The sequence below is a fragment of the Paenibacillus sp. KS-LC4 genome, from assembly GCF_036894955.1.
GTDB lineage: Bacteria > Bacillota > Bacilli > Paenibacillales > Paenibacillaceae > Pristimantibacillus.
Genome location: NZ_CP145905.1, coordinates 5,889,003 through 5,913,847 on the forward strand (window position 1 = coordinate 5,889,003; position 24,845 = coordinate 5,913,847).

The 24,845-nt window shown below is 53.1% G+C and carries 20 protein-coding genes; 12 read left to right on the forward strand and 8 right to left on the reverse strand.

Annotated elements, in window-relative coordinates; translation table 11 throughout:
- The first annotated feature begins 30 nt into the window (after positions 1–30).
- Genes V5J77_RS24985 through V5J77_RS24995 form a run of 3 tightly spaced genes read left to right on the forward strand, consistent with a single transcriptional unit; the run spans position 31 to position 3,363 of the window.
- Complete coding sequence (locus tag V5J77_RS24985) at positions 31–1,395, forward strand: hypothetical protein (RefSeq protein ID WP_338553489.1); 1,365 nt, start codon at positions 31–33, stop codon at positions 1,393–1,395.
- On the forward strand, positions 1,392–2,150 hold the full coding sequence (locus V5J77_RS24990) for a glycosyltransferase (protein ID WP_338553490.1): 759 nt from the start codon (positions 1,392–1,394) through the stop codon (positions 2,148–2,150). The genes V5J77_RS24985 and V5J77_RS24990 overlap by 4 nt, the downstream gene beginning before the upstream one ends.
- Positions 2,151–2,154: 4 nt before the next feature.
- Positions 2,155–3,363: a glycosyltransferase family 4 protein gene (locus V5J77_RS24995; RefSeq protein ID WP_338553491.1), complete on the forward strand. Its 1,209-nt coding sequence runs from the start codon at positions 2,155–2,157 to the stop codon at positions 3,361–3,363.
- A 241-nt stretch (positions 3,364–3,604) separates the two neighbouring features.
- Here V5J77_RS24995 and V5J77_RS25000 read toward each other — a convergent pair whose 3' ends face one another.
- Genes V5J77_RS25000 through V5J77_RS25015 form a run of 4 tightly spaced genes read right to left on the reverse strand, consistent with a single transcriptional unit; the run spans position 3,605 to position 12,631 of the window.
- Positions 3,605–5,626, reverse strand: coding sequence for a glycosyltransferase (locus V5J77_RS25000; RefSeq protein ID WP_338553492.1), 2,022 nt, complete (start codon positions 5,624–5,626; stop codon positions 3,605–3,607).
- A 32-nt stretch (positions 5,627–5,658) separates the two neighbouring features.
- Positions 5,659–7,254, reverse strand: a complete 1,596-nt coding sequence (locus tag V5J77_RS25005; protein ID WP_338553493.1) for a glycosyltransferase — start codon at positions 7,252–7,254, stop codon at positions 5,659–5,661.
- Complete coding sequence (locus V5J77_RS25010; protein ID WP_338553494.1) at positions 7,211–9,427, reverse strand: glycosyltransferase; 2,217 nt, start codon at positions 9,425–9,427, stop codon at positions 7,211–7,213. The genes V5J77_RS25005 and V5J77_RS25010 overlap by 44 nt, the downstream gene beginning before the upstream one ends.
- An 18-nt stretch (positions 9,428–9,445) precedes the next feature.
- On the reverse strand, positions 9,446–12,631 hold the full coding sequence (locus V5J77_RS25015; protein ID WP_338553495.1) for a DUF6385 domain-containing protein: 3,186 nt from the start codon (positions 12,629–12,631) through the stop codon (positions 9,446–9,448).
- A 242-nt stretch (positions 12,632–12,873) separates the two neighbouring features.
- On the opposite strand from V5J77_RS25015, the gene V5J77_RS25020 reads away from it, so the two are divergent.
- Both V5J77_RS25020 and V5J77_RS25025 read left to right on the forward strand, forming a co-directional pair.
- Positions 12,874–13,407 (forward strand): hypothetical protein, encoded by a 534-nt coding sequence (locus V5J77_RS25020; protein ID WP_338553496.1) that lies wholly within the window; start codon positions 12,874–12,876, stop codon positions 13,405–13,407.
- Positions 13,408–13,992: a hypothetical protein gene (locus V5J77_RS25025; RefSeq protein ID WP_338553497.1), complete on the forward strand. Its 585-nt coding sequence runs from the start codon at positions 13,408–13,410 to the stop codon at positions 13,990–13,992.
- An 89-nt stretch (positions 13,993–14,081) separates the two neighbouring features.
- Here V5J77_RS25025 and V5J77_RS25030 read toward each other — a convergent pair whose 3' ends face one another.
- The 3 genes from V5J77_RS25030 to V5J77_RS25040 all read right to left on the reverse strand — a co-directional run bounded on the left by V5J77_RS25030 (position 14,082) and on the right by V5J77_RS25040 (position 16,587).
- Positions 14,082–14,627: a glutathione peroxidase gene (locus tag V5J77_RS25030; RefSeq protein ID WP_338553498.1), complete on the reverse strand. Its 546-nt coding sequence runs from the start codon at positions 14,625–14,627 to the stop codon at positions 14,082–14,084.
- A gap of 90 nt (positions 14,628–14,717) precedes the next feature.
- Positions 14,718–16,061, reverse strand: coding sequence for a DUF2252 family protein (locus V5J77_RS25035; protein WP_338553499.1), 1,344 nt, complete (start codon positions 16,059–16,061; stop codon positions 14,718–14,720).
- A 43-nt stretch (positions 16,062–16,104) separates the two neighbouring features.
- Positions 16,105–16,587: a cytochrome c biogenesis protein CcdC gene (locus V5J77_RS25040; protein ID WP_338553500.1), complete on the reverse strand. Its 483-nt coding sequence runs from the start codon at positions 16,585–16,587 to the stop codon at positions 16,105–16,107.
- 240 nt (positions 16,588–16,827) lie between these two features.
- Between V5J77_RS25040 and V5J77_RS25045 the strand changes: the two genes are divergently transcribed.
- The 5 genes from V5J77_RS25045 to V5J77_RS25065 all read left to right on the forward strand — a co-directional run bounded on the left by V5J77_RS25045 (position 16,828) and on the right by V5J77_RS25065 (position 21,055).
- Entirely contained in the window at positions 16,828–17,532 is a 705-nt protein-coding gene (locus tag V5J77_RS25045; protein ID WP_338553501.1) for a hypothetical protein, read from the forward strand.
- 4 nt (positions 17,533–17,536) lie between these two features.
- Positions 17,537–18,802 carry a hypothetical protein gene (locus V5J77_RS25050; RefSeq protein ID WP_338553502.1) on the forward strand — a complete coding sequence of 422 codons (1,266 nt, stop codon included), beginning with the start codon at positions 17,537–17,539 and terminating at the stop codon, positions 18,800–18,802.
- Between the two features lie 3 nt (positions 18,803–18,805).
- Positions 18,806–20,452, forward strand: coding sequence for an MFS transporter (locus V5J77_RS25055; protein ID WP_338553503.1), 1,647 nt, complete (start codon positions 18,806–18,808; stop codon positions 20,450–20,452).
- Between the two features lie 162 nt (positions 20,453–20,614).
- Positions 20,615–20,893: a type II toxin-antitoxin system RelB/DinJ family antitoxin gene (locus V5J77_RS25060; RefSeq protein ID WP_338553504.1), complete on the forward strand. Its 279-nt coding sequence runs from the start codon at positions 20,615–20,617 to the stop codon at positions 20,891–20,893.
- A 21-nt stretch (positions 20,894–20,914) separates the two neighbouring features.
- The gene (locus V5J77_RS25065; protein WP_338553505.1) at positions 20,915–21,055 is read left to right on the forward strand and encodes a type II toxin-antitoxin system YoeB family toxin; all 141 of its coding nucleotides are present in this window, start codon (positions 20,915–20,917) and stop codon (positions 21,053–21,055) included.
- Positions 21,056–21,123: 68 nt separating this feature from the next.
- Here V5J77_RS25065 and V5J77_RS25070 read toward each other — a convergent pair whose 3' ends face one another.
- A complete protein-coding gene (locus tag V5J77_RS25070) occupies positions 21,124–22,221 on the reverse strand; it encodes a hypothetical protein (protein WP_338553506.1) in 1,098 nt (365 codons plus the stop codon).
- A 358-nt stretch (positions 22,222–22,579) separates the two neighbouring features.
- Between V5J77_RS25070 and V5J77_RS25075 the strand changes: the two genes are divergently transcribed.
- Together V5J77_RS25075 and V5J77_RS25080 are read left to right on the forward strand one after the other, a co-directional pair.
- Positions 22,580–23,038 carry a MarR family transcriptional regulator gene (locus tag V5J77_RS25075; RefSeq protein ID WP_338553507.1) on the forward strand — a complete coding sequence of 153 codons (459 nt, stop codon included), beginning with the start codon at positions 22,580–22,582 and terminating at the stop codon, positions 23,036–23,038.
- A 12-nt stretch (positions 23,039–23,050) separates the two neighbouring features.
- Complete coding sequence (locus V5J77_RS25080; RefSeq protein ID WP_338553508.1) at positions 23,051–24,796, forward strand: ABC transporter ATP-binding protein; 1,746 nt, start codon at positions 23,051–23,053, stop codon at positions 24,794–24,796.
- The last annotated feature ends 49 nt before the right edge of the window (positions 24,797–24,845 follow it).

A 24,845-nucleotide genomic window follows, 5' to 3' on the forward strand; every position in this document is an offset into this window, starting at 1 on the left:
CTTGCAACCTGAACGGATGGTGAAGACATCATGACTGGGAACCCGATCGTTATATTTCCCTACAGCGGGTTTGAAGCTTTCCCTGCGGCGGAGCGCGACTGGCTTGCCAAGCTCGGAGAGCAACGTCAAATCTATATGATTGCAGAGGACGCACTACCAAGCTGGGCAATCGCCGCATCTATCGCTCCCCTATCGCTCGCTCGTCTGCCTGAGCAGGATTGGGATCACACCTGCGCACTTGTGCTCCATCCTTGCTGGACGCATATCGCAGCACCACTGGCTCCGCGCAGCCTGATCGCCTATCTTCCCGATTCAGAGCCGCAGGAAGAAGAGCAATGGCGCTCCTATCGCAGCTGGCTGTGCGCACGGGCGACGCTCGTTGTTGCTGCCACTGAAGCCTTTTATTTGGAGCAGGCCTTTTGCCGCGGCGATATTTTTCTGCTTGATGGCACCGATGAAACGTCCGATCTGCTGGCGAGACAAGCGATAGAATGGCATATAGACGGCTATGAATCGCAGATGCTTATACGGCTGCAACAACGGTTCCGCGCCATTTGGCATGAGGAGCAGGCCGATAAAACGCAGGCCGCAAGAAGACTTGCTGAATTAAGGATGCAGGCCGATCCGACGGCGCTGGGGCAGAACAACCTTGCTGAGGCTGAGCAAGACGCTGCACCGCAGCAACAAAGCAGGCAAGCAGCGGCGAGCGCGGAAGAGAATCCAGCTGGCCTTCCAGACGGTCATAGGCGCAGGCTGACGGACCAGCTTTTTTTCCATGCGGTATATCGCTATTTGACTGGCGAAAGTCTTCGAGCGCAAGGCGAGCTGCTCGCCGCCTTTGAGCAAGCCGTACTGGATGGGCGCGAGCAGGCGCTCCAGCAAATTTATCGGTTTCGCTCCGCCATGCAGCTGGAGCTGGGATTGCTAGATGAAGCGGTGTGCACCTATCTGCATACAGCGCTTTCCGAAGAAGAGCGATTGCAGGGTGCGCGGCTGCTCCAGTGGATGGATGGCGGCAAGCCCCTCCTAGCTGAGGCACTTCTGTACCAGCTCAACGATGATTACCGATCAGCGATTGTAAGGCTTAAGCCACTACAAGCCGACCCGGAAGCCCGCAAGCTGCTTGCCGAGCTTTACCTGCAAAGCGGCAGACTGGAAAGCGCCTACCTGCTGCTGTCGAAGGAGCCGCTAAGGAGTATCGCGGAACGCGAGCAGCTTCAGCTGATGACCGGCACGGTGCTGCTGCTTCAGGGCAAGCGCCATGAAGCGATCCATTGCTGCCTTGTCGCAGCGGAGACTAACATCGAAGCGCTTGGCAACATCATCGAGCTTGCCAAGCTCGATCATATCGTAATGGAGCAGGCGCACCATCGCGATAAGGAGGTTCAGTCATGAGCGGTTTAAAGCCATTTCGCATGCCTCGCAAAACGACAGGCAATAAGCTCACCGCTATTATGCAAGTACGCAATGAGGAAGGCCGCTATTTGGAAGCGCTGCTTGACGACCTGTCCAGCTACGTCGATGAAATTGTCATTGTGGATGATGCAAGCACCGACGCAACCGTTGAAATTTGCAAAGCCTGCCGCAAAGTTGTGAGGCTGGTGGAAAATGAGGAGCGGCTGTTCGGCTGCGAATGGCGGCTCCGCCAAATGCTGTGGCGGGCGGCCGAGGAAACCGAGCCCGACTGGCTGCTTGCGGTTGATGCGGACGAATTTTATGAGGAAGCCGCCAAGACTGAGATGCGAAGCTTGATCAATCAGGGAGCATATGACTGGGTTGCTTTTCGCATGTATGATTTCTGGGGGTCTGTGACGCATTACCGAGAGGATGCCTGGTGGAATTTGCATCAACGACCGACGGTGACTCTCACTCGCTACTTGCCCGGCTATCATTATGCCTATCCGCAATGGGCCCATCATGTGCCGCGTCTCCCACTCACTTGCAGTGCGCTTCCCGGAGCGCTGACAGAGCTGCGTATTAAGCATTTCGGATGGGCAGGAAGCGCGGAGCAGCGCCTTCAAAAATATGAGCGGTACATGCAGCTTGACCCGGAGGGCAAATGGGGCAGCCTCGCCCACTATGCCTCGATTCTTGATCCGAACCCCCGGCTAGTTCGCTGGGCGGAGCGAATAGTGCCGAAGGGGGAGTAGAAGAATGGGCAATGGGGATGCACGGGCTGACGTTACGATATTGACCCATAGCTATTTGAATGCCTATCAGCAGCAGTATACCCGTCCCTTCGGCGGCGGGCTTGAGCGTTATGTAGGACTGCTGTGCCGCACCATTGCAAGGATGGGACTGCGCCCGCTCGTCTACCAGCTCTCTTATTATGGTGAATTCTTCACCAGCTACGAAGGGAGTCCAGTCCGCGGCTGGACCTATGAGGTGGACGCATTGGCTGCCGCCTTCGAGCGTATGGCGGATGCCGCTGAGGGTCTTATTATATATGCGAGCTGCATTTGGCAGCCCATTGCTTATCGTCCCGGCAGCATCGGCATCTGCCACGGCATCAACTGGGATTACAGCCGCATGGAGCTGAAAACGAAAGCGAACATCGCCGCCATAATCGGCAGCGCCATCCGCCAGCTCGACCTGATCGTGTCGGTCGACTCGCATTTTCAAACCTATTGCCGCGCCACCTGCGAGTTTGACGATTCCTCCAAAATCGCCTTGCTGCCAAATTCGGTGGACACTAGCCGATTTCTTCCTAAAAACGAGACATCGGCAAATCGTCTCTCACCGAAGGATGTCGAGGGGCACGCCTATGAAAAGAAACAGACGGACTATAAGCCGCTGCGCGTGCTTTATCCAAGAAGGCTGAGCTATGAGCGCGGTGTTGTAGCGATGATGCTCGTGACAGATAAGCTGCTGAACCGTTTTGCAAATGTGACCGTGGAGTTCGCGGGGGAGCTGCTGGAGCATACTCCCGTTGCCGCCGCTTTTCAGCTCTGGTTAGAGGCTCAGCCGCATAAGGAGCGCATCCTCGTGCGGACCTACAGCTTTGATAACGTGTTAGCTGCCTATCATGCGGCAGATATTGCCGTCATTCCTACGCTTTATTCCGAGGGAACCTCCCTCTCATGCTTGGAGGCGATGAGCTGCGGCGTACCCGTCGTCGCCACGGATATCGGCGGGCTCAATGACATCGTCATTGATGGTCTGAACGGACGCCTCGTCCCCCCTCGATGGGTACCGATTTATGAAGCGATATGCGACTTGCTTGGCGACGCCTCTCTTCGGAGCGAAATGGGGGCTTCCGCCCGTCAAACCGCGCTCGCCTTCGATGAAGCGAGATGGAGCAGCAGGTGGGAGCGCCTAATTGCGGCCCAGTTGGAGAAGCTGGGGCGGAATGCTGAGACATAGATATAGCGATATAATGGCTTAACGACGTAGAGACTAGAGACATAGCGAACAACGGCATAACGGCATAACGAACAACAGCATAATGAGATAACGACACCATGACATAACGAACAACAGCAGAACGAGGTAACGAACAATGAGATAACGGCATAACGAACAATGACATAACACCAGAGCAGGGATGCCTTGAACGCATTCGTGCTATAAGCATTATGCCATTTATATAAGGAAGCGGCTGTCGTTATAGCAGCCGCAAGGGGAATAGGGCCGAGCTGATGCGCTGCATCAGCTCGGTTTCGCTTTGCAGCGGCGCGGGCGCGGGACTGACGCCGCGTGCTGCGTGGCTGTCCGCCCGGCGGCCGCATAGCAGCCGGGCGCGGGACGCGTAGGCGGCGGCTGCGCCGGAGGCCGCCGCACGCGCGAGCCAGGGCGGCGCGGCAGCAGCGCGCGCCGCCGTAAAATGCGCAGCGGCAGCAGGCCAGGCGCCTGCCGCTGCTGCGAAGGCGCCCGCGGCCAGCTTTGCTGCGGGCGCGAGCAAGGCCTCGGCCGGCGGCGAAGCTGCCGGCTGGCGGCCTGGGCTTGCAGCCTGCATGCGCAGCAGGCTGCACCACGCCAGCGGCGGCGCATCCGCCGGTGCGCCGCCGCTGGCGCAAAGCGCTTGCCAGTCGCGCACATGATGCAGCGCCTGTGTCACCAGTGCGGAGTCGGCTCCGCCTCCCGCACGAGCTGAGTCATCGCCTGCTGACGAGTCCAGCGCCGCCGTATAAGCCTCCCGCCATTTCCCGGCGGGCAGGCTTTGCCATAGCTGGGAGCCGCCAGCCTTGTCGCCCTGCTGAACAAGCAGCAGACCTTGCCAAAAAATGCGTTGGTCGCGCTCCGCCAACGCTTCAATCAGCTGAGCGGACACCTCCGGCTGCCGTTCCAAGCCCATATAAGCAAGCTTGCCCAGCAGGTCGTTCAATAGCTTTTGCTGTTTTAGCCCTTCTCCTGTCCGTCCTTCCTGCTTCGACGTTTCACCTTTATCTGCCTGAAGAATACTTGTGCTTGCCAGCAGCCATTTGCTGCGTATCCCTTCGTCCCACGCCCCTAGCAGCAGCAGCCGTTCCCAAGCCGGAGCATAGTCTGGCCGCGCCTGAATGGCGGCCACGTAGCGGTCAGCAGCCGCTTGCCACTCATACATCCGCTCATGGCAAAAGCCTGCTCCGCACATGGAACGGTAGCTCCCCGCTCCTGCGGCTGACGAATAAAAGCTGGCTGCCGTTCCAAGCTCAAGCGCTATCTCCAGCTTTTTTAACGCTTCCTCAGCAAAATCCAATTCCAGCAGCGCTGCTGCCCAAGCTTCATATAAATCAGGGAAATCAGCGTAGCCGAATGCTTTGACTCCCCTTTCCGCCCAATGCGCCGCCGCTTCCGCTGTCCCTCTTGCCAGGCAAGAGCGGCTCAGCTTAAGCAGCACATCCGACGCGTAGCCGCAATCCGGCGGCAGCTCGGCGGCAAGCGGCTCGAGCCAGCCAATCGCTTTTTCCCAATCGCCATAGGTACAGCATTCCGTGCCCATGGCATAGCGCAGGACGGGATCTGCGGGATTACGCCGCAAGGCGTTTTGCAAAATAGCGGCGTTCCGTTGTTTTTTGCCCCGTGCGGCTATCACCTCATCCCGATAGCCCTCATGACGCACGACGACCGGAGCAAGCAGCAAGCCGCCCCGCTCCAGCGCAGCGACAGCTGTCGCCGTCTCCTCGTGAATAGCGCCTGCAAACCGAATCCGCTCATCGTTGCGGAACAAGCGGCATACCGCATCCGTCAGCTCATCTTCCGCTCCTTCGCACCCTATCCGGCTAATAAGCCGGACATAATAGCCGAAGTGCTCCTCATCCGCAAGCAGCATCCGCCACTGTTCCAGCTGCAGCGGCTCCAGCCGCTCATCAGCGTCAAGCACTAAAATCCATGGCTGCACGGCCGCCTCCAGCCCTTTGTTGCGAGCCCGCGAAAAATCGCTGTGCCACGTAGCTTGCAGTACCCGAGCGCCATATGATCGCGCGATTTCCACCGTCCGGTCAACCGAGCCCGTATCGACGATGATCATTTCACTCACATAGGGGAGGACGGATTCCAGGCAGCTCTCCAAAAACCTTTCCTCATCGCGCACAATCATACACAAAGATAAGGGCAGCTTTTCCGACTCTACTGCCCTCGCTTTCTCCCCCCATGCATCATCGGCACCGCCTTCACGAAACGCTGCATCCACATTTTCACCCTGCATCCACAACCCCTCCCTGCTGCTTCGCTTTCTGTCTACCAGCCCTCCTCACCCGGCAGCAGCAAACGAGTAAGCTGGATCGCCTCTTTCCTCAAGCTCGCTCGGCCATTCTGGCCAGCCTGCCGCAGCTGCTGGTGCTTTGCCAGCCATTGATCGGCTCGCAGCCACCACTGGCGGGCGGTTACAGCCGCACTTCCTGTACTTCCTGTACTTCCCGCACTTCCCTTATCCCCTACACCATAGCCTATGCTCCACTCCGCATCCCTTGCGAGCTGCTGTGCCAGCTCATCTGGCAGCGGAAGCCCGCTGTACTCCCGCCGCTCAATAGCCTCCGCCTGCTTACGAAGCAATTGGCGATGCTCATGCTGCTCCTGCAAATCCGCCTGCCATCGCAGCCAATCGGCAGCCGCAGCAGGGCAGCCGGAAGCCAGCATAACGGCGGCAAGCTTGCGTACAGCTCCCTCATTAGGGCAGCCGATACGTGCGGCAAGGACAGCTAACAGCCGTTCTTCCTCGCCCGCTGCGCGAAAATACCTGCACAGCCTGAACAGTGGCGGCAGCAGGCTAGGCTGCTGCCGCAGCGCCGCCACATAGGCGGACACCAGCCCTTGCTCATCGAGCAAAGCTTCGCTGATGCGCCCTAGCAAGTAGGCGGTGCGATACGTCCCAATGCCCTCTTCTGTATGGTAGTGAGCGGGCGCACCTGCTAGCTCAAGTGCATGCTCTGCTGTCTGGGCTGCTTCCCGCAAGCTTCCAAGCTGCGCGAGGCTAAGCGCCCAATAATGCCACATATCCGTATAATCCGGATAGCGGGAGGCACCGTCCGCTGCGACCTCGGCGGCTTCGGCCCATTTTTCCAAGGCATGGAGGCTTCGCACTTCATATTTGATTACAAGATGAGCATAGTTTAAATGCGCAAATTCCTGTGAGCTGCGCGCCCTTCGAAAAGCATCCAGCGCCTTAACCGCCTCGCCCCGCCGCAAAAACTCCACGCCTATATTGTAGTGGTGAAACGTATTCGACGGCTCCTCCGCGAGCGCGAATTGGAGCAGCTTCATATTGCGCTCCAGCTTATTTTTCTCTAAAACATCCTGCGCCCTGTAGCCATAATGATGAATGACAACATCCGTCATTTGAAATTTCGCTTCCGGATTCCCGCGCAAAATCGCCGCTGCGATTTGCTCATGTATCCGCCCCTCAAATCGGTGCTGCTCGGCATTACGGAACATGCGGAGCACCGGATGAACGGTGGAGCCTGACGCTCCCTCATCGCCAATGACGTTCCGCACCTGAAGCAAGAGCGCCATCAGCTCCTCATCTTGGGCCCACACCCGCAGCTGCCTTCCGCCAGCCGAATCCAGCGCTTCATCGGCATCGAGAAATAGAATCCATTCCCCGCGCGCCGCATCGAGCCCCAAATTCCGCGCCTTGGAAAAATGCTGCTCCCACTCCGCCCTTATGACCGTCGCTCCAAAGCTTTGCGCTATTTCAACCGTCCGATCCATTGATCCGGTATCCACCACAATGATTTCGTCCACTATGCCTTTGACGCTGGTCAAACAATTCGGCAAATGCTTCTCCTCATCTTTAACGATCATGCATAAAGAGATCAGCTTCCGCTGCCCCGCCATTCGTCCGCCTCCTCTGCACGGCATTCCAGCTCGTGTGCCAGCCGAGCGCATTCACCCGTGCAAGTGCTGCGCGAAGCCGCTCCTCATCCTGCACGGCCCAACTGCCGTCCCAGCCTCGACTGCCGCTATATTGGCCGGGCTCCAGCGCTGCAATTCCCATTTGGAGGCAAGCTGCCGCTGAGCCAAGCTGTGCGCGATCACCATACTCGCCTGCTTCGGATATATTTTCGAATAGGGATAATGCTTCACCGTAGAGCCCTTTATCATACAGCAGCTCTCCTAGCCGAAATTGCTGCCCCGCGCTCATTGCGCCTTCTCTGGCATAACTGCGAAGCATAAGCTCCGCTGCCGCCTCGACATATCCGTTATCATAAAGCAATTGCTCGCTTTCCAATTGCAGCCCCTGATGACAAGCCGTCAGCCTTGCCGCCAGCGGAAGCATATTCAGCTCGATGGCCTGTTTTACATAAAGGGCAGCTGTCTGCTCGCCAAGCTGATCGAACCACTCTTTTTCCACTGAAAAAATACGGCCATTCGCCTGCTCCCACCCCAGATAGCGCTGCAGCGCTCCAAGGCCTATTCCTTCTTTTATCGTTTCATCAAGCTGCCAGCAGCATAAAGTCCAATCGCGAGCAAGTGAACTCAGAACAGTCTGTTCATCCGAATCCTTTATAGCCTCTCGATCTGCTATCGGCATACGATCAAGCCAAGACTCCCAGAGCGCATTTGCCTCCGCATATTGACCGCAAGCCATGAGGCATACGCCAAATTGGCGAATTTCTTCTATACTCCAGTCCGACTGCTCCGTTGAAAAGGAATCCCGATCCGGCATTCCATCATGCCCTCTTACAGCAACAATTAGGCCCGCCTCAATCGCGCCTTCCATCCACAGCTCTCTGGCGCATTGCCAAGCGCCAATCTGCTGCATGACGGAGGCTAAGCGTTTGTTGACCGAATCCCGCCGCTCTCCAACGGCGAATAACGCCCTCAAGCGCTCCGCTATAGCCATATCGCTCCAACCAATAAGCTGAAGCGTATCCGCCATGCCTACAGCCGCTGGCTGATGCCATACTGCAACGAGCGCCAGCTCATAGTGTCTAATTGCCGCCTCATGGTTTCCCATACGCTTCTGCACCGCCCCCAATGCCGTTCGAATAAACGTTCCATCTGCACCAAGCTCGGTAATATACTCGCCAGCAGAGAACTTATTTGAGGCTCTATCTAGCCGCCCTAATGATTTGGTAGATATAAGGACCGCCATCTCATAGGCTTGTGCTGCTTCTGTAAGCATCCCGGCAGAAGAGAGCGCCTCACCCATGAGCATATGGAGATCTGCATAGTTTGGGTAACGCAGCACTTCTTCGCGGAGCAGAGCCAACGCTTCCTCTGGCTTTGCAAGTGCGAGCAGCACTTTTGCATAGTCCCGAATGAGCGAAGGGCGATAGGGGGCGTTTATTGGCACCGCTGCCCAAGAAGCACGTAGCGCAGGCTCAGCCTCAGCCGTTCTACCCAGCTGACACATCGTCACCCCGTAGTTGTAAAGACAAAAAGGATCATGAGGCCGCTGGGACAGCTGCCTGTCAATGATCCGTAAATTTCTTTCGGCTTTATTTTTGCGGGCAATGACTGAAGGCTTATACCCGTCGTGAACAAGCGTGAGCGGTGTTTGAAGCAGCGGCCCGTCTATACTTCTCGCCTCAGAAGCACACCCGCTTTCAATGGAGCTGGAAATAAGCTGTTCATGGATTTCACCTTCATAACAGTAGCCGCGGTCGGCTCGAAACAACCTAAGTGCTTGGCTGTAAAGACAGTGGTCTGCCGATGCGTCATCATATAGATGACGCATCGGCAGACGGAAAGCGGGATTTTTCGTCTGCCGCAGCTCTTGCCTTAACGCTTGACCCGTCTCGCCTTCCAGCCATTCGTCGGCATCCAGCACCAAAACCCAGAGCGTACGCGCCTGTTCAAGTGCCGCATTGCGGACGCTGGAAAAGTCATCCTGCCATTCCACATGCAGCACTCTGGCTCCATATTGGCTGGCCAGCTCTATCGTGCCATCCGTAGAGCCTGAATCTGCAACGATAATTTCGTCTGCGATATTTTTAATGCTTTTGAGACAGCGGCTCAGTACATCCTCTTCGTTGCGAGCGATAATGTGAACTCCCAGCAGCATGACGAAAGCCCTCCTAATTTAGTTGCCCTGTCCGTTGAAAAATACATCCAGCGTCGTCGACGAGCCCGCTAGACTGGAGCGGTACGAAAGCCGCGTGTATTTTAAGAAACGCTGCGGCACCAGCACATCCACCGATCCTGTGGCAATGCCCGTTACCGTTTCAACATCCGTATACCAGTTCGATCCATTAGCGCTAATTTCCACACGCGCATCTGCACGATTGGCTCCCGGTCCCCGATTGTATACGAAGAAGGAATAAGTGCCAAATACGCTGGTCGTAACAGCGGTCAATGCCGTATATGCGTCTGCTGTTACAATATTCAAGCTGGAGCTTTCCTGGAAGCTCCTTTGTGAAATTGACGTTACGCTGCTCAGTGTACCCGTCGTGATCGTTGCTCCGTTCACCGCACCCAACGTGCCTGCTGTGATTGTCGCTCCTAATACTGCCGTCAACGTCCCTGCTGTGATCGTCGCTCCATTCACCGCACTCAACGTGCCTGCCGTGATTGTCGCTCCATTCACTGCGCTCAACGTGCCTGCTGTGATTGTTGCTCCATTCACCGCACTCAACGTGCCTGCCGTGATCGTCGCTCCTAATACTGCCGTCAATGTGCCCGCTGTGATCGTCGCTCCATTCACTGCACTTAACGTGCCTGCTGTGATCGTCGCTCCTAATACTGCCGTCAGCGTCCCTGCCGTGATTGTCGCTCCATTCACTGCACTCAACGTGCCTGCTGTGATTGTTGCTCCATTCACCGCACTCAACGTGCCTGCTGTGATTGTTGCTCCATTCACCGCACTCAACGTGCCTGCTGTGATCGTCGCTCCTTCCACTGCCGTCAACGTGCCTGCTGTGATCGTCGCTCCTTCCACTGCACTCAACGTGCCCGCTGTGATCGTCGCTCCTTCCACTGCCGTCAACGTGCCCGCTGTGATCGTTGCTCCTTCCACTGCACTCAACGTGCCTGCTGTGATCGTCGCTCCTTCCACTGCACTCAACGTGCCTGCTGTGATCGTCGCTCCCAATACCGCACTCAACGTGCCTGCTGTGATCGTCGCTCCCAATACCGCACTCAACGTGCCTGCTGTGATTGTTGCTCCATTTACCGCACTCAACGTGCCTGCTGTGATTGTTGCTCCATTCACCGCACTCAACGTGCCTGCTGTGATCGTCGCTCCTTCCACTGCCGTCAACGTGCCTGCTGTGATCGTCGCTCCTTCCACTGCCGTCAGCGTCCCTGCCGTGATCGTCGCTCCGTTCACTGCACTCAACGTACCCGCTGTGATCGTTGCTCCTAATACTGCACTCAGCGTCCCTGCTGTGATCGTCGCTCCATTCACTGCACTCAACGTACCTGCTGTGATCGTCGCTCCTTCCACTGCCGTCAATGTGCCCGCTGTGATCGTTGCTCCTTCTACTGCCGTCAGCGTCCCTGCCGTGATCGTTGCTCCATTCACTGCACTCAACGTGCCCGCTGTGATCGTTGCTCCTAATACTGCCGTCAACGTGCCCGCTGTGATCGTCGCTCCTTCCACTGCCGTCAACGTGCCCGCTGTGATCGTCGCTCCTTCCACTGCCGTCAACGTGCCCGCTGTGATCGTTGCTCCTTCCACTGCCGTCAGCGTCCCTGCCGTGATCGTCGCTCCGTTCACTGCACTCAACGTACCCGCTGTGATCGTTGCTCCTAATACTGCCGTCAACGTGCCCGCTGTGATCGTCGCTCCTTCCACTGCCGTCAACGTGCCCGCTGTGATCGTCGCTCCTTCCACTGCCGTCAACGTGCCCGCTGTGATCGTCGCTCCTTCCACTGCCGTCAGCGTCCCTGCCGTGATCGTTGCTCCATTCACTGCACTCAACGTGCCTGCTGTGATCGTCGCTCCTTCCACTGCCGTCAACGTGCCCGCTGTGATCGTCGCTCCTTCCACTGCCGTCAACGTGCCCGCTGTGATCGTTGCTCCTTCCACTGCCGTCAACGTGCCTGCCGTGATCGTCGCTCCATTCACTGCACTCAACGTGCCTGCTGTGATTGTTGCTCCATTCACTGCACTCAACGTACCTGCTGTGATCGTCGCTCCTTCCACTGCCGTCAATGTGCCCGCTGTGATCGTCGCTCCTTCCACTGCCGTCAACGTCCCTGCTGTGATCGTCGCTCCTTCCACTGCCGTCAACGTGCCCGCTGTGATCGTTGCTCCTTCCACTGCCGTCAGCGTGCCTGCCGTGATCGTCGCTCCATTCACCGCACTCAACGTACCTGCTGTGATCGTTGCTCCTAATACTGCCGTCAACGTCCCTGCTGTGATCGTCGCTCCTAATACTGCCGTCAATGTGCCCGCTGTGATCGTCGCTCCTAATACTGCACTCAGCGTCCCTGCTGTAATCGTTGCTCCTTCCACTGCCGTCAACGTGCCCGCTGTGATCGTCGCTCCATTCACTGCATTCAGCGTCCCTGCCGTAATCGTTGCTCCATTCACTGCACTCAACGTGCCCGCTGTGATCGTCGCTCCTTCCACTGCCGTCAACGTGCCCGCTGTGATCGTTGCTCCTTCCACTGCCGTCAGCGTCCCTGCCGTGATCGTTGCTCCATTCACTGCACTCAACGTGCCCGCTGTAATCGTTGCTCCTAATACTGCCGTCAACGTGCCTGCCGTGATCGTCGCTCCATTCACTGCACTCAACGTGCCTGCTGTGATTGTTGCTCCATTCACTGCACTCAACGTACCTGCTGTGATCGTCGCTCCTTCCACTGCCGTCAACGTGCCTGCTGTGATTGTTGCTCCATTCACTGCACTCAACGTACCTGCTGTGATCGTCGCTCCTTCCACTGCCGTCAATGTGCCCGCTGTGATCGTCGCTCCTAATACTGCACTCAGCGTCCCTGCTGTAATCGTTGCTCCATTCACCGCACTCAACGTGCCCGCTGTGATCGTTGCTCCATTCACCGCGCTCAACGTGCCTGCCGTGATCGTCGCTCCGTTCACCGCGTTCAATGTTCCTGCCGTGATTGTCGTTCCCAAGACAGCTGCGATAGTACCAGTGGTAATTGTCGCCCCCATTAAATTTCCAATTGTACCGTCCAGCATAATGTTCAGCAAGTTGCCTGATGTGTCTGTTGCAAGGGGCTGAGCTGTTTGTGTGTCGTCTTTACCAAATATTAATGTACGTAAATTATCCGGATTCGGATTAAACGTCGAAAAGTTTGGCATACCATCACCTAGTTTCCTTTTAGTATTACAGGAAAGAGATAGAAGAATGCCCGTACGTCCTTCCCCGTTCGCTTCCTCTCTATGTCCATGTGCTCACACTGTATGTACATTTGAAAGTGTCGGAGACGGCAGCTGTCCGTGTAAAATCCGCCTTTTCTTCACAACGTGCGGCATGTCCCCATACCTATCATCGCTAATCCCCATATCCTGTCATATATTGATTTGATTTAAGAGGTGATGGAATGACCAATAATGCTGTTTTTAATAATGAAAAAAACCCCTTAAGCATGCTCATCAACAATGCTTATACTTCACCAGCCATCATAGCGCCGCCAGAGGAAAATGCAGCTGTAAACGGCCGGCTATTTATCGTTACAAGCGGAAGTAGCAGCATTGGTGCCGCAAACAATCAGCTCATTCAAATTACGAACCCTTCTGGAAGCGGGAGATCACTGTACATCTCCAGTATCTCCGGCGGTATTTCAGCTGCTGCTACCCTTAATTTATATTCCACCGGCACAGTCACCGGGGGAACCACGCCCACACCATTTAACAGCCAATTTGGCAATACAACAGCAAGTATTGCCACCGCTCGCGTTGCTACGGGAACCATAACCGGAACACCTACGCTATTTATGACCATGCTGCTGGCAGCAGGCGTATTCAACTTTACTTTTACGGGAGCGATCATTGTGCCGCCAAACCGGGCGATAACGATTTCCGTCGGGACAGGCGTCATTACCGCAGCCACCAACATTGTGTGGTGGGAAGCCTAAATGCCGAACCAGTCTATTTTTAATACCTCCAATAAACCGCTGATTGGGCAAGCTGCGAACACCATAAATAAACTGGGCTGTTACCTCCCCTCAGATTCGGCCACCTCAGCTGCTGCTGCTGGAGCCTTCTCCATTTATGCTTCCAACAGTGCCTCTCTAGGAATTCTCGGCGGCACCGTGAATACGTCGCTTCAGGTCGTTAATCCCGTTGGCAGCGGCAAGCAGCTTTTCCTCGATCAGGTATACTGTTATATCGACGTGTCCCTAAGCCTGCTATCTGGCTTTAGCGGACAATTAACTATTTTTCAAGGAGGCAGTATCGGCACCTCTACATCGCAAACACCTGCAAACCTCGTGCTTGGCAGCAGTGTTGCAAGCGTAACGACCGCAGCTTCATCCATCAATACCGTAAGCGGGGGAACCACTTACCAGGTTTATGCGCTATATCCCGGCCCCTTTCAAATTCCACTCGGTGGCAAAATCGTCGTGCCGCCAGGTCAGACCCTTACGATTAATGTGTTTGGCTCCCTAAGCTTGCTAGGTATACTGGGCAATGGCGCATCTGTAACTTGGTGGGAGAAGTAGCATGTTGGGCAACCTACAACAAAATAAAAAGGCCGCCCCAAACATCAAATGAATGATGCTTGAAACAGCCTTATGGCCTATTTTAAAAGCTACAGCAGCTTCTCAATATCTTCCTTCATGCTGAGTGGCTCATCGGTCGATTCAAAACGTTTGACAACCTTCCCTTCCCTGTCAATGAGGAACTTGGTGAAATTCCATTTGATGGAGTCTCCATCCATAAAGTGCGGCAGCTTTTCGGTCAAAAATGCACTAAGCATTTTGCCGCTTGCTGCGGATGTATCAAAGCCATTAAAAGGCGCCTCGGCTGTCAAATAGTTGAACAGCGGGTGTGCTGTTTCGTCACGTACATCCGTCTTCGCAAAAAGCGGGAACGTTACGCCATAGTTCAACTGGCAAAAGCTTTGCACATCCGAGTTTCCGCCCGGCTCCTGCTCGCCAAATTGATTGCTTGGGAAGCCGAGTATTTCCAGACCTTGATCCTTGTACTGCTCATACAGCTTTTGCAAATCAGCATATTGGGGTGTAAAGCCGCATTTGCTCGCCGTATTGGCAATAATAACGACCTTGCCTTTATATTGCTCCAGACTAACCGTCTTTCCTGTAATCGTATCCGCTTGATAAGCATAAATGGACATGAATGCACACTCCTAATTGTAGGTTTATTTATTTGTCTGTGTTTTGGCCTGTCTTCCTATGTGGCAGCAGTTGCGAAACACACTTTTTCGTTAATCTGTATTGGACTTATTGCCCAGCCAATCTACAAACAGCGCATAATCCTGCTCTGCTTGATCTGCATAGGATATCGCCCACTCTGCGATGAAGCGGCTAAAGGCCTCTTCGTCACTGCCCATCGCTTTGACGATTTCATGCTCGCTATGATAGTCCAGAATACCGCTTTGCACATCAGAATCCGCTCGCGCATGCAGCTTCGCGGTCAGCTTGCCCATCGTCTCTGTCACGATCAGCATATCCTCTGCCGTCTCCAGCGATTCAAGCTTGAGCCGCTTCTTGAAGGGAGAACGCTCCCGCACATAAAACTGTCTGCCGCCTATCGTCAGATGGCCAAGGTATGGGTCCGCCTCATGGTGCATAGCCTGCTGGGTCATCGTCACGCGTTTGCCCTGATGCTCAAACGCTGTCCAGAACGACTCATCATAGGGCAGAAAATAGGCCGGAACCGCAATCCGCACCTCTTTCACTTCCAGCACAATATCATCCTCGTGCCCTGGCTCGCCGCTGCCCGCTTCAATCAGTACATAAAAACGATCCAGCCCGATTGAGGCTGTTCCAGAGCCATGCTTAATCGCTATATCTTTAATTTGATAGTGAGCAGCCTCCTGCGCATCATCAGCATGCAGGCTTTCTATATATTGCGGCCACGCCTCTAGTAGCGCAGTGCGCTCTTTCTCCGTCGGAGCGACGATCTCAGCCGTATGCGCAAACCTGCGATGCTCCTGCACGAGCGCCGTAACCTTTTCCAAAAAATGCTGGTCCCTGCGTTTGCGCAGCTTGCGAAGCAGCTTTCTTACCTTGCCGCTTGCTCGCTCCTCATCCATTATGAACGTTGCCGGATCATCCTTGCCCTTGACGAACCTCCACATTTGTTTCACATAGGCACGTAAATAGGCCTCGATTTGAAGCTTTTGGGCTTCCTCCGCTTCCCCCTTCATGCGGCAAACAAGCGCTATGCTCACCGACATGCGCAGCAAATCATATAAATAGGAGCCCAAGTAACCCTCGTCAAAATCATTCACATCATACACAAGCGCCCCTTGCTCATTGCGGAAGGCACCGAAATTTTCGAAATGCAAATCGCCCTGAATCCAGGTCGGACGCTCTGCCGGGGTGTGGTAGGGAAACCACTCCCTCGTCACATCCATATAAAATAAATAGGCGCTGCCGCGGAAAAAGGAAAAAGGACTTAGCGACATTTTGCGGTATTTCTCCTCACGCTTCTGACTGCTGAGTCTCATAATTTTATGATCAAATTCATTAAGAACGGCCGTAATCGTTCGTTTCCGAAGCCTCTTTTGCGTAAGCTTTACACGTTCTGTCAATGCTCTATCCATTCCTGTTCCCCCTTAGATAGCTCTATTATTTATACGATTTCATCTATGAAGAAAGCTTGTTCAATCTAAGATAGTCATTGACCATTGCCAGACGCCACGGAATGATCATGCCGAAGGCCACGAGATAGAACAGCGCCCCCGTCTGCGGAATCGACATATAATGCTCCACCACGCTATGCAGCGCCAATCGAATAATGAATAGGGTCAGCATGATGAAAATAAAAGCCTTGGAACGCCTGACATAAATATCGGCATCAATTCGCTCCAGCCGGGTTGATACGACCAGCGGAAAAGAAAAAACGAGCAGGCCTGTCCCGAAGGCAGCTACACCCCAGCCCCATGGAATATGAGTCATTGGCGCCAGGAACATCATAAACCCGGTCGACATGCCGACTGGCGGGATAATGATTTTACGAAGGGTAGTCGGCTGTTTGCCTGCCCGGATACGCAAAAAGATGAGCATAAGTCCTCCGATAGCCGACATGATAATGAAGCCTACCTGAATCATTTCAGTAGACAGCTGCACCGCCCTTTTCCCCCTTGCTCCTAAAAGTATACCTTTTCTTTCTTTATCCTACTTCAAAAGGCAGGCCGCTGCAAATATTGTATAATGGCTTAGGGCCGCTGGTTGTAGCGCTTTCTGAAGCTTTCGGATTGAGGCAAACAATGTGCGAAGGGCTACAGGCACCCAACATTCAGTTGCCATTCAGGCAACTAAAAAATTGAAATGTTATACTCTTGTCACAAACGAAAAGGAGACTGACCGATGAAAAAAACGAACCTATGGACTCTTCTCATATTGGCAGCGCTGCTGCTTGCCAGCGGCTGCTCTAATGGAAATGCAACCGAAGCGCCTGAGAGCAGCGATTCCGCGAGCAATGCAGCAGCAGAAAACAGCACCTCGACTGGCTCTGAATCGACAGATGCTGCGGATGACAGCGGACTTACTCAGCAGGTCACACAAGGACCTTATTATGTAACGGGTACAAGCGTGCTCGAAAATGGCGTTCTGAACTACGATAATTTGGAAGGCGAGCAGATCAAGGTGAAGGGCTACGTCTATGCAGGAGCGACAGGCACAGCTCCAGTCGTTGGCGCCAAAATCGAAATTTGGCAGGCAGATGACAGCGGCAATTATCACCCGAACTCCAATGGCGCTGCCAGCAGCTACAATGCAAGCGAGCTTTCGCTTCGCGGCTTCGTTACAACCGATGAGAATGGCTACTATGAATATACGACGATTTATCCAGGCGAATACACAGGCCGCACGCGCCACATTCATACGAATACGACAGCAGATGGCTACAAGGGTGTCATTACCCAGCTCATTATTCCAAGCCTCACTGGCGACCAAATGACAGCTGACGAGGATAACATCGCCCAAAGCCTGCCGGCTTACAACCAAGTAACCTTTAATGAGATAAATGGGTTGCCTACGACAACCTTCAACTACAGACTGGCGGCTCAGTAAACGGATGAGCAGACAGCGGGCTCCTTTTAAAATACTGTTCTCCCTGCTGGCATTCGCCATCGTTGCGGGTGTCATTTACAGTCTGGTTCCTACGCAGAAGGACAGCGAGACGGTCATTTCCGGCAGCGGCAAAAACGCCCACGGGCAGCTAGCAAACTATTCGACTAGCGGTACAAGCAGCAGCATTGATATTCCTGAAAAGGTTGCCGAGGTCGCGGCGGGCTTCGATCATTCACTCGTGCTGACGGAGGAAGGAAATGTCTACTCCTGGGGCGATAACACCTACGGGCAAGTGGGCATCGACAGTGCCAAGGGCATTGTGAGCGGGCCGCAGAAGGTAGAGGGCTTGCCGACGATTACACACATCAGTGCCGGCTTCCGTCATAGCTTGGCGCAAGATACAGATGGCAACCTGTGGGTATGGGGCAACAATATTGCTGGGCAGCTAGGCACGGGCGACCGTACCGATCTGCGCAAGCCAACGCAGATTACGCTTCCCGGTAAAGTAACAAGCGTCGCCGCAGGGCATCGCTTCTCGCTCGTCACACTGGATAATGGACAAGTGTATGGCTGGGGCGCCAAGTGTGAAAATGATACAAAACGGACGTTCGCTGAGCTGATGCAGCTCATTGGACAATCGGCAACCGGCATCAGCTATTATGTCGATGCGAATGCCGACCCAAGCAGCAGCGATACGCAGGAGCTTTGTGAATTTCAAGGCTTTGTCGCCGTAAGCAGCCTGACTCCCGTGGAAATTCCCGAGCTTGCAGGCAGCACTCAAATCGTAGCCGGTTTTGGGCATGTGCTTGCGCTTCAGCCGGATGGCACCGTGAAATCCAAAGGCTGCAACGCCTACGGACAACTGGGCTATCCAACAGCGGACATCGTGCCAGCAGAAACGATTCCTGGATTAAGCGGCATTGTGTCGCTTGCCACCAGTACGCGACATTCCATGGCGCTCGACAAGGACGGGAATGTCTGGGCTTGGGGGGCGGACAACACAGGCCAGCTAGGTAAAAATCTAGGCAATCTTGAGGGCGTGTTTGAGCCTGAGATTGTAGCTGGTTTGCCTGCCATTGCAAGCATTGCCGCAGGACATGATTTTTCACTGGCGCTTGATGAGCAAGGAAAAGTATGGGCATGGGGCGTCAACAACAACAGCCAGGCACCAGGCATTGATGCTGCTGACTATAACTCGACGCCTAAACTGACGAGCTTAACGAACGAATCCACTATTATAGCAGGGGGAGCCTTTATACTGGCGTACTAAACTATGAACCCAACAACGAAACGAAAAACGGCTGCTTTTTTGTCCCGAAATGTGATTGTGCTGTCGATTGTCAGCTTCTTCACTGATATTGCGACGGAAATGCTTTATCCGATTATGCCGCTTTATCTAAGTGATATTGGGTACGGCGTCATCCTGATCGGCTTAATTGAAGGACTTTCGCAGCTGGCGGCGGGCGTCATTAAGCTCATCAGCGGCGTCTACTCCGACCAGCTCAAGAAGCGCAAAGGTCTCGTGAATGCAGGCTACCATATATCGGCGCTTGCCAAGCCGCTGATGGGCTTGTTCCCGACTTACTGGGCGATTTTCGGCTTCCGCCTAATTGACCGTTTCGGTAAGGGCGTGCGCAATGCGCCGCGCGATGCGATGCTCGCCGATGCTTCAACTCCCGTCACCCGCGGGCGTGTATTCGGCTTCCACCGTGCCGCCGATACGCTAGGTGCGACGCTTGGCCCGCTTATTACACTGGCGATTTTGTATTTCTACAGCGAGAACATCCCGCTTATTATTGGACTGACGATCATTCCCGGCATTGGCGCTATCGTCGCTGGCTGGTTTCTGAAAGAAGCGAAGGACAAGACGGAGCTGCCAACTGCGGAAAAAGGCGGCCTTAAAGGCTTATACCGCCGCCTCAAAACCCATTATGCGGGCGCTTCGCCAAGCTACAAAAGAATTTTGTACCTGATTACGATTATTACTCTGCTGAAAAGCACAGATATTTATTTACTGCTCCGAGCCCGCGAGCTCGGACTAAGCGATCTGCTCATTATTAGCGCTTATGTCGCTTATAATCTCACAGGTACTGTTATTATTTATTATTTAGGCTCACTCAGCGACCGCATCGGCTTTGCCAAAACATTCGCCATTGGCGCGCTGTCGCTTGGCGCAACGTATATGCTGCTCAGCCAAAATGAGCTGCCTTTGATTTTGGTTTTTGCCGCGTTTGTTATTTATGCGGTATTCCAAAGCGTTTTTGAAGGGCTCACCAGCGCCTGGATGTCGCTGCATATCAAGCAGGAGGAGCGTGCATCCGGCCTTGGTGTCATGATGACCTTTCAGGCAGTAGCGACACTCGTCGGCACCTTGATTATTGGTTTTGCTTGGGCAGGCTTCGGGGCAAAGATCGTATTCGCGATTACAGGCCTGCTCGCAGTAGGCGTCGCCGCGTATCTGTTCTTCTATCAGCAGCGCGATTACAATAGCACGACGGATTTTGGCCGCAAGCCTTATGTTGTCGATGTTAAAGCGCTCACGATTGAAAATGAAAATTTCCGCACCGCTATTTGGACAGGCGCACAGCTGCAAGTAACGACGATGTCAATTCCGGTCGGCGGCGAGGTCGGGCTGGAGGTCCACAAAAATATTGACCAATTTTTGCGGATTGAGGAGGGCGAAGCGCTGGTGCTGATGGGTCCGCGCGAAGATGAGCTTACGTTCCAGCAGCCTGCGGCAACCGATTATGCCATTATGGTTCCTTCCGGCATGTTCCACAATGTCGTCAACACAGGGAGCAAGCCGCTCAAAATCTACAGTATCTATGCGCCTGCTGAGCATCCATACGGCACGGTTCACAAAACAGCAGACGACGCAGATCGCGCCGAGCTCACTGAGCTTTTGGAGGATGACGATTAGAATATAATCAACGTGCACTTATTCAATTGGTGCGCGTTCAATCCATTTGTAAATTTTCAGCCCTCATTTTCAATCAAAAGTTATATCAATGCGCACATTGTATTCACAATGTACATAAAATATAATACAATGTGCATAATAGTAATCGAAGGGGCGTTGAAAATGGCACAAACCAATATCAACATTCGGATGGATGAAGACCTCAAAAAAGAAGCGGAGTCTCTATTTTCGGATTTGGGGCTGAATATGACGACCGCGGTAAATATTTTTGTTCGTCAGTCAATACGCCAAGGCGGGATTCCTTTTGAAATCACAACCCAAACAGATCCTTTTTATAACCAGGCCAACCTAAAAAGACTAAAGCAATCCATCCAGCAAATGGATCAGGGGAAAACGCTTACGAAAACGATAAACGATTTAGATCATACGGATGATGAATAATCTTATTTTTACAAGCTTCGCTTGGGAAAGCCTGAACCGCTGCGCGGTGACTTATCCGGATATTGGAATCGCCGAATTGATGATACCAATCGTATAGTCTACCGAATTCATAATGGCATGATTGAATTTTATGCTTTTCGCACACATTATGGTGATAAATAATGCTTTAACAAAAAATAGAAAAAGCTATCCCTGAGGCCGTTCGAAAACGGCTTAGGGGATAGCTTCTTTTAGTTATAGTAATTAACTGTAGGCGCAGGCTCAATTCCATTTGCATAATAGTAATTCAAGCTACTAACAAAATCTATGACCTTGTTCGTATTCAAATCATAAACCAAAATATTAGGATTTCCGATCGTATCTAAAAAGCCAAATCTTCTCGGTGTCGTTAATCCTTTTGTATCCACAAAGGTTTGAAAATATTGCGTTGGAGGACCTGAAGCGAAGGTCGAATAGTGATACGTGAACAAGGTATCTTCCTTCAATACAATAAGTACAGCATTATTGGAGCTTGCATAAGTAGACTGATAGTTTACCGCCGTCGTAATATAATTCACCCGTGCATCCGAAATGCTATGCGTGCGTGAATTATAGCCGCCTCCATATGAGAAGTAATATACTCTCTCCCAATCAAGCTGCGGATTGCTATTTGCTGCATCCGATGTATTTGCGATTCGCTTATTGTTGAGATATAAGTCATTATTCGCATACTTCCATACAACGGATTGCAAAAGACTTGAGCTTTGAGTAAAAGATATGGCACCACTTGGAGCGGAAGCATTGGACTGGATATTGTAGGCTGCTCCTACTGTGCCTGTTGAAGTAACTAGAAGTCCAAAATCACCTGCTGGCAAGTTATTTGCCGCCGACAAATTGCCGCTTGTATTGCCAATCCCCGACGGATAAGCGGTGCCCGTGCTCCAATCAATTTGATAGAGATCTACACGGTAGCTGGCATTGGTAGATTCCGTCCGAAAAATAATGCTGCGCGGCGTAGCCACGCTGAAGAAATAAAAATTTTGCGGGTTGCTTGCCGTTAATGAGCTGCTATGGAACAGAAGATCGCCTTCCACATTATAATTCAATCGGCTTGCTGGATTAGCTGGCTTAGGCTTCTGCAAAAGCTCTGACGGACTAAGCGCTATACCGCTTTCCCAATCTGTGTGTATACTTCCTACCTCCCCTATTACCTCAGGCTCTACTTGAACAGTAGGCTGCGGCACCGCAGAATTGGAAGGGACGGCTTCGGCTGAAATAGGAAGAGCCATTACGAAAAATAGCAGCAGCACTATAAAAGGCGTTGTCACGTATTTTCTTTTTAACGTCATGGATGGTACCTCCATTATCTTAATTATTTTTTCCTCCAAAAATAACATGCATCATATGACCATAACTGATTATTCCCCACTAAAAAATGAACGCCTCCCCTATCTGCTTATTAGGTTAAATCAATTATGTTATAAAAAAAGAAAATTATGTTAATCTCAACTTATAGTTTAATCTAGTTCCAAATAACATTCAATACATTTTTAAACAAAAATTTCTTTTATATAGGAATAATAGATCCCATAGAAAGCAGACTGCACGCTGGATAAAGCTTGACGGCGGTTCCAGCCTCGTTTTAAAATATAGTTAGCCGACAAACTAATTATAGACCTGTATGTTCAAATAGAGAGGGGTGCCGCTATGCCATTACGCAGAGGGCCTGACCATATTTCTCGGATTCTCCGCCATTTAACCCGCCAGCATCAGAAGCAGCTGCATGCCCAGCTTCAGGACTATGATCTTTATCCCGGACAGCCGCCGCTTATGTTCGCCTTGGAGCGTGGACCGGGACGGAGCCAGAACGAGCTGGCACAGGAGCTTGAGATTAAAGCGGCAACGCTGACCGTGATGCTGAACCGCATGGAGAAGAATGGTATTGTCCGTCGGGAAGCCGATCTACGCGATCAGCGCGTGTCCCGCATTTTTATGACCGACAAAGGAGAAGCGATGCTTGGCAAGCTGCGCGAGACGCTTCACCTGCTGGAGGAGCAGTCTCTACAAGGCTTCGGCGAGGAAGAAAAACAAATGCTGAAAGGGATGCTGCACCGAATTGGCGATAATTTAAACGCGATGAATCCTACCGAGGATAATCAGAATTAGAGGAAGTGGACGATGATCAAGCTTGCGCGATATTTAAAGCCTCACTGGATGGCTGTATTGCTCGCCCCGCTGCTGATGGTTTTGGAAGTGTGCATGGACCTGCTCCAGCCTAAGCTGATGGCGAGTATTGTCGATGAGGGCATCATAAAGGGCGATTTAAGCCATATCAAAATAACAGGCCTATATATGCTTGCAGCCGCATTGATCGGCCTGATTGGAGGGGTTGGCTGCACGGTATACTCCAGCATCGCCTCGCAGAAATTCGGCGCTGATCTGCGCGGCGATTTGTTCCGCAAGGTACAGACCTTTTCCTTCCAAAACCTGGATGAACTAAAGACTGGATCATTGATTACGCGACTTACGAGCGATATTGTCCAGCTCCAGACGATGGTGCAAATGCTGCTGCGCATTTTTGTCAGGTCGCCAATGCTGGCCATTGGCAGCATCATTATGACGATTGCAATTAGCCCTAAGCTGGCGCTCATTCTCGCCATTATCGTTCCGCTGCTGTTCATCGTCATGTTTGCCCTTATTCGCTCTACACTTCCGTTGTTTGCAAGCATGCAGTCAAAGCTGGATGCGGTAAACACGGTGCTTCAAGAAAACTTCACCGGCATTCGGGTCGCCAAAGCCTTTGTGCGCTCCAGCTATGAAAACGAACGGTTTGGCCGTGCCAATCGCGATTATACAGGCTCGGCTATTAAGGCGATGCAATTGGTTGCCATTAATATGCCGATTCTCACTTTTATTTTGAATGCGGCGATTGCTGCCGTGCTTTGGTATGGCGGTCTTGATGTACAGAAGGGCTCGCTGCCTGTAGGCGATTTAATTGCTTTTATCAATTATGTGACACAGGTCATGATGTCGCTGTCGATGATCGGCATGATGCTCGTCCGCTTCTCAACGGCGAAGGTATCTGCACAGCGCGTGCAGGAGGTGCTGAATACGTCATCGGAAATTCGCTCAGCCGAATCGCCCGCCCAACCTAGTAGCGCGGCGGGAGAAATCGTATTTGAGCATGTTTCATTCGCTTACGCAGGTGCATCTGCGCCTGAAATGGCATATGAGCTGCGCGACATTAGCTTTACGGCGAAGCCGGGACAGACGCTCGCACTGATTGGCGCAACCGGAGCTGGCAAGTCTACGCTCGTCAATCTGATTCCGCGGCTATACGAGGCTACGCAAGGTCGCGTGCTTCTGGACGGCATTGATGTGCGCGACATGGAGCTTGGAAGCCTGCGAAGCCATATTGGCATCGTGCTTCAGGAGTCGATTTTGTTCACGGGTACAATTCGTGAAAATATTTGCTTCGGCAAGCCAGAGGCCACCGAAGACGAAATGCTTGCCGCCGCTAGAGCAGCGGCAGCCCATGAATTTATTACCCGCCTTCCCGAGGGCTATGACACGCAGCTTGGCCAGCGCGGGGTCAATTTGTCTGGCGGGCAGAAGCAGCGGCTTTCCATCGCTCGCGCGCTGCTCCTCCAGCCGTCGGTGCTTATTCTCGATGACAGCACGAGCGCCATCGACATGGGAACGGAGGCGCAGATTCAAGCAGCGCTGCGCAAGCTGATGCATGGACGAACCAGCATTATGATCGCGCAGCGCATCTCCTCCGTCATCGACGCCGATCACATTATCGTGCTTGATGAGGGGCAAATTGCCGCGCAGGGCACTCACGATGAGCTGCTTCGCTCCTCTGGGCTTTATCAAGAAATTTACCAGTCGCAGGCTGGCAAGGAGGCGACCGTTCATGGCTGATCCAAAGCATGTCTCTGGCAGCGAGCGCACGCAAGCTCCAGCAGCATCG

Excerpts from the sequence above, each read along its gene's own strand:
- V5J77_RS24985 (WP_338553489.1), top strand. The coding sequence starts at position 31 with ATGACTGGGAACCCGATCGTTATATTTCCCTACAGCGGGTTTGAAGCT.
- V5J77_RS24990 (WP_338553490.1), top strand. The coding sequence starts at position 1,392 with ATGAGCGGTTTAAAGCCATTTCGCATGCCTCGCAAAACGACAGGCAAT.
- V5J77_RS24995 (WP_338553491.1), top strand. The coding sequence starts at position 2,155 with ATGGGCAATGGGGATGCACGGGCTGACGTTACGATATTGACCCATAGC.
- V5J77_RS25000 (WP_338553492.1), bottom strand. The coding sequence starts at position 5,626 with ATGCAGGGTGAAAATGTGGATGCAGCGTTTCGTGAAGGCGGTGCCGAT.
- V5J77_RS25005 (WP_338553493.1), bottom strand. The coding sequence starts at position 7,254 with ATGGCGGGGCAGCGGAAGCTGATCTCTTTATGCATGATCGTTAAAGAT.
- V5J77_RS25010 (WP_338553494.1), bottom strand. The coding sequence starts at position 9,427 with ATGCTGCTGGGAGTTCACATTATCGCTCGCAACGAAGAGGATGTACTG.
- V5J77_RS25015 (WP_338553495.1), bottom strand. The coding sequence starts at position 12,631 with ATGCCAAACTTTTCGACGTTTAATCCGAATCCGGATAATTTACGTACA.
- V5J77_RS25020 (WP_338553496.1), top strand. The coding sequence starts at position 12,874 with ATGACCAATAATGCTGTTTTTAATAATGAAAAAAACCCCTTAAGCATG.
- V5J77_RS25025 (WP_338553497.1), top strand. The coding sequence starts at position 13,408 with ATGCCGAACCAGTCTATTTTTAATACCTCCAATAAACCGCTGATTGGG.
- V5J77_RS25030 (WP_338553498.1), bottom strand. The coding sequence starts at position 14,627 with ATGTCCATTTATGCTTATCAAGCGGATACGATTACAGGAAAGACGGTT.
- V5J77_RS25035 (WP_338553499.1), bottom strand. The coding sequence starts at position 16,061 with ATGGATAGAGCATTGACAGAACGTGTAAAGCTTACGCAAAAGAGGCTT.
- V5J77_RS25045 (WP_338553501.1), top strand. The coding sequence starts at position 16,828 with ATGAAAAAAACGAACCTATGGACTCTTCTCATATTGGCAGCGCTGCTG.
- V5J77_RS25050 (WP_338553502.1), top strand. The coding sequence starts at position 17,537 with ATGAGCAGACAGCGGGCTCCTTTTAAAATACTGTTCTCCCTGCTGGCA.
- V5J77_RS25055 (WP_338553503.1), top strand. The coding sequence starts at position 18,806 with ATGAACCCAACAACGAAACGAAAAACGGCTGCTTTTTTGTCCCGAAAT.
- V5J77_RS25060 (WP_338553504.1), top strand. The coding sequence starts at position 20,615 with ATGGCACAAACCAATATCAACATTCGGATGGATGAAGACCTCAAAAAA.
- V5J77_RS25070 (WP_338553506.1), bottom strand. The coding sequence starts at position 22,221 with ATGACGTTAAAAAGAAAATACGTGACAACGCCTTTTATAGTGCTGCTG.
- V5J77_RS25075 (WP_338553507.1), top strand. The coding sequence starts at position 22,580 with ATGCCATTACGCAGAGGGCCTGACCATATTTCTCGGATTCTCCGCCAT.
- V5J77_RS25080 (WP_338553508.1), top strand. The coding sequence starts at position 23,051 with ATGATCAAGCTTGCGCGATATTTAAAGCCTCACTGGATGGCTGTATTG.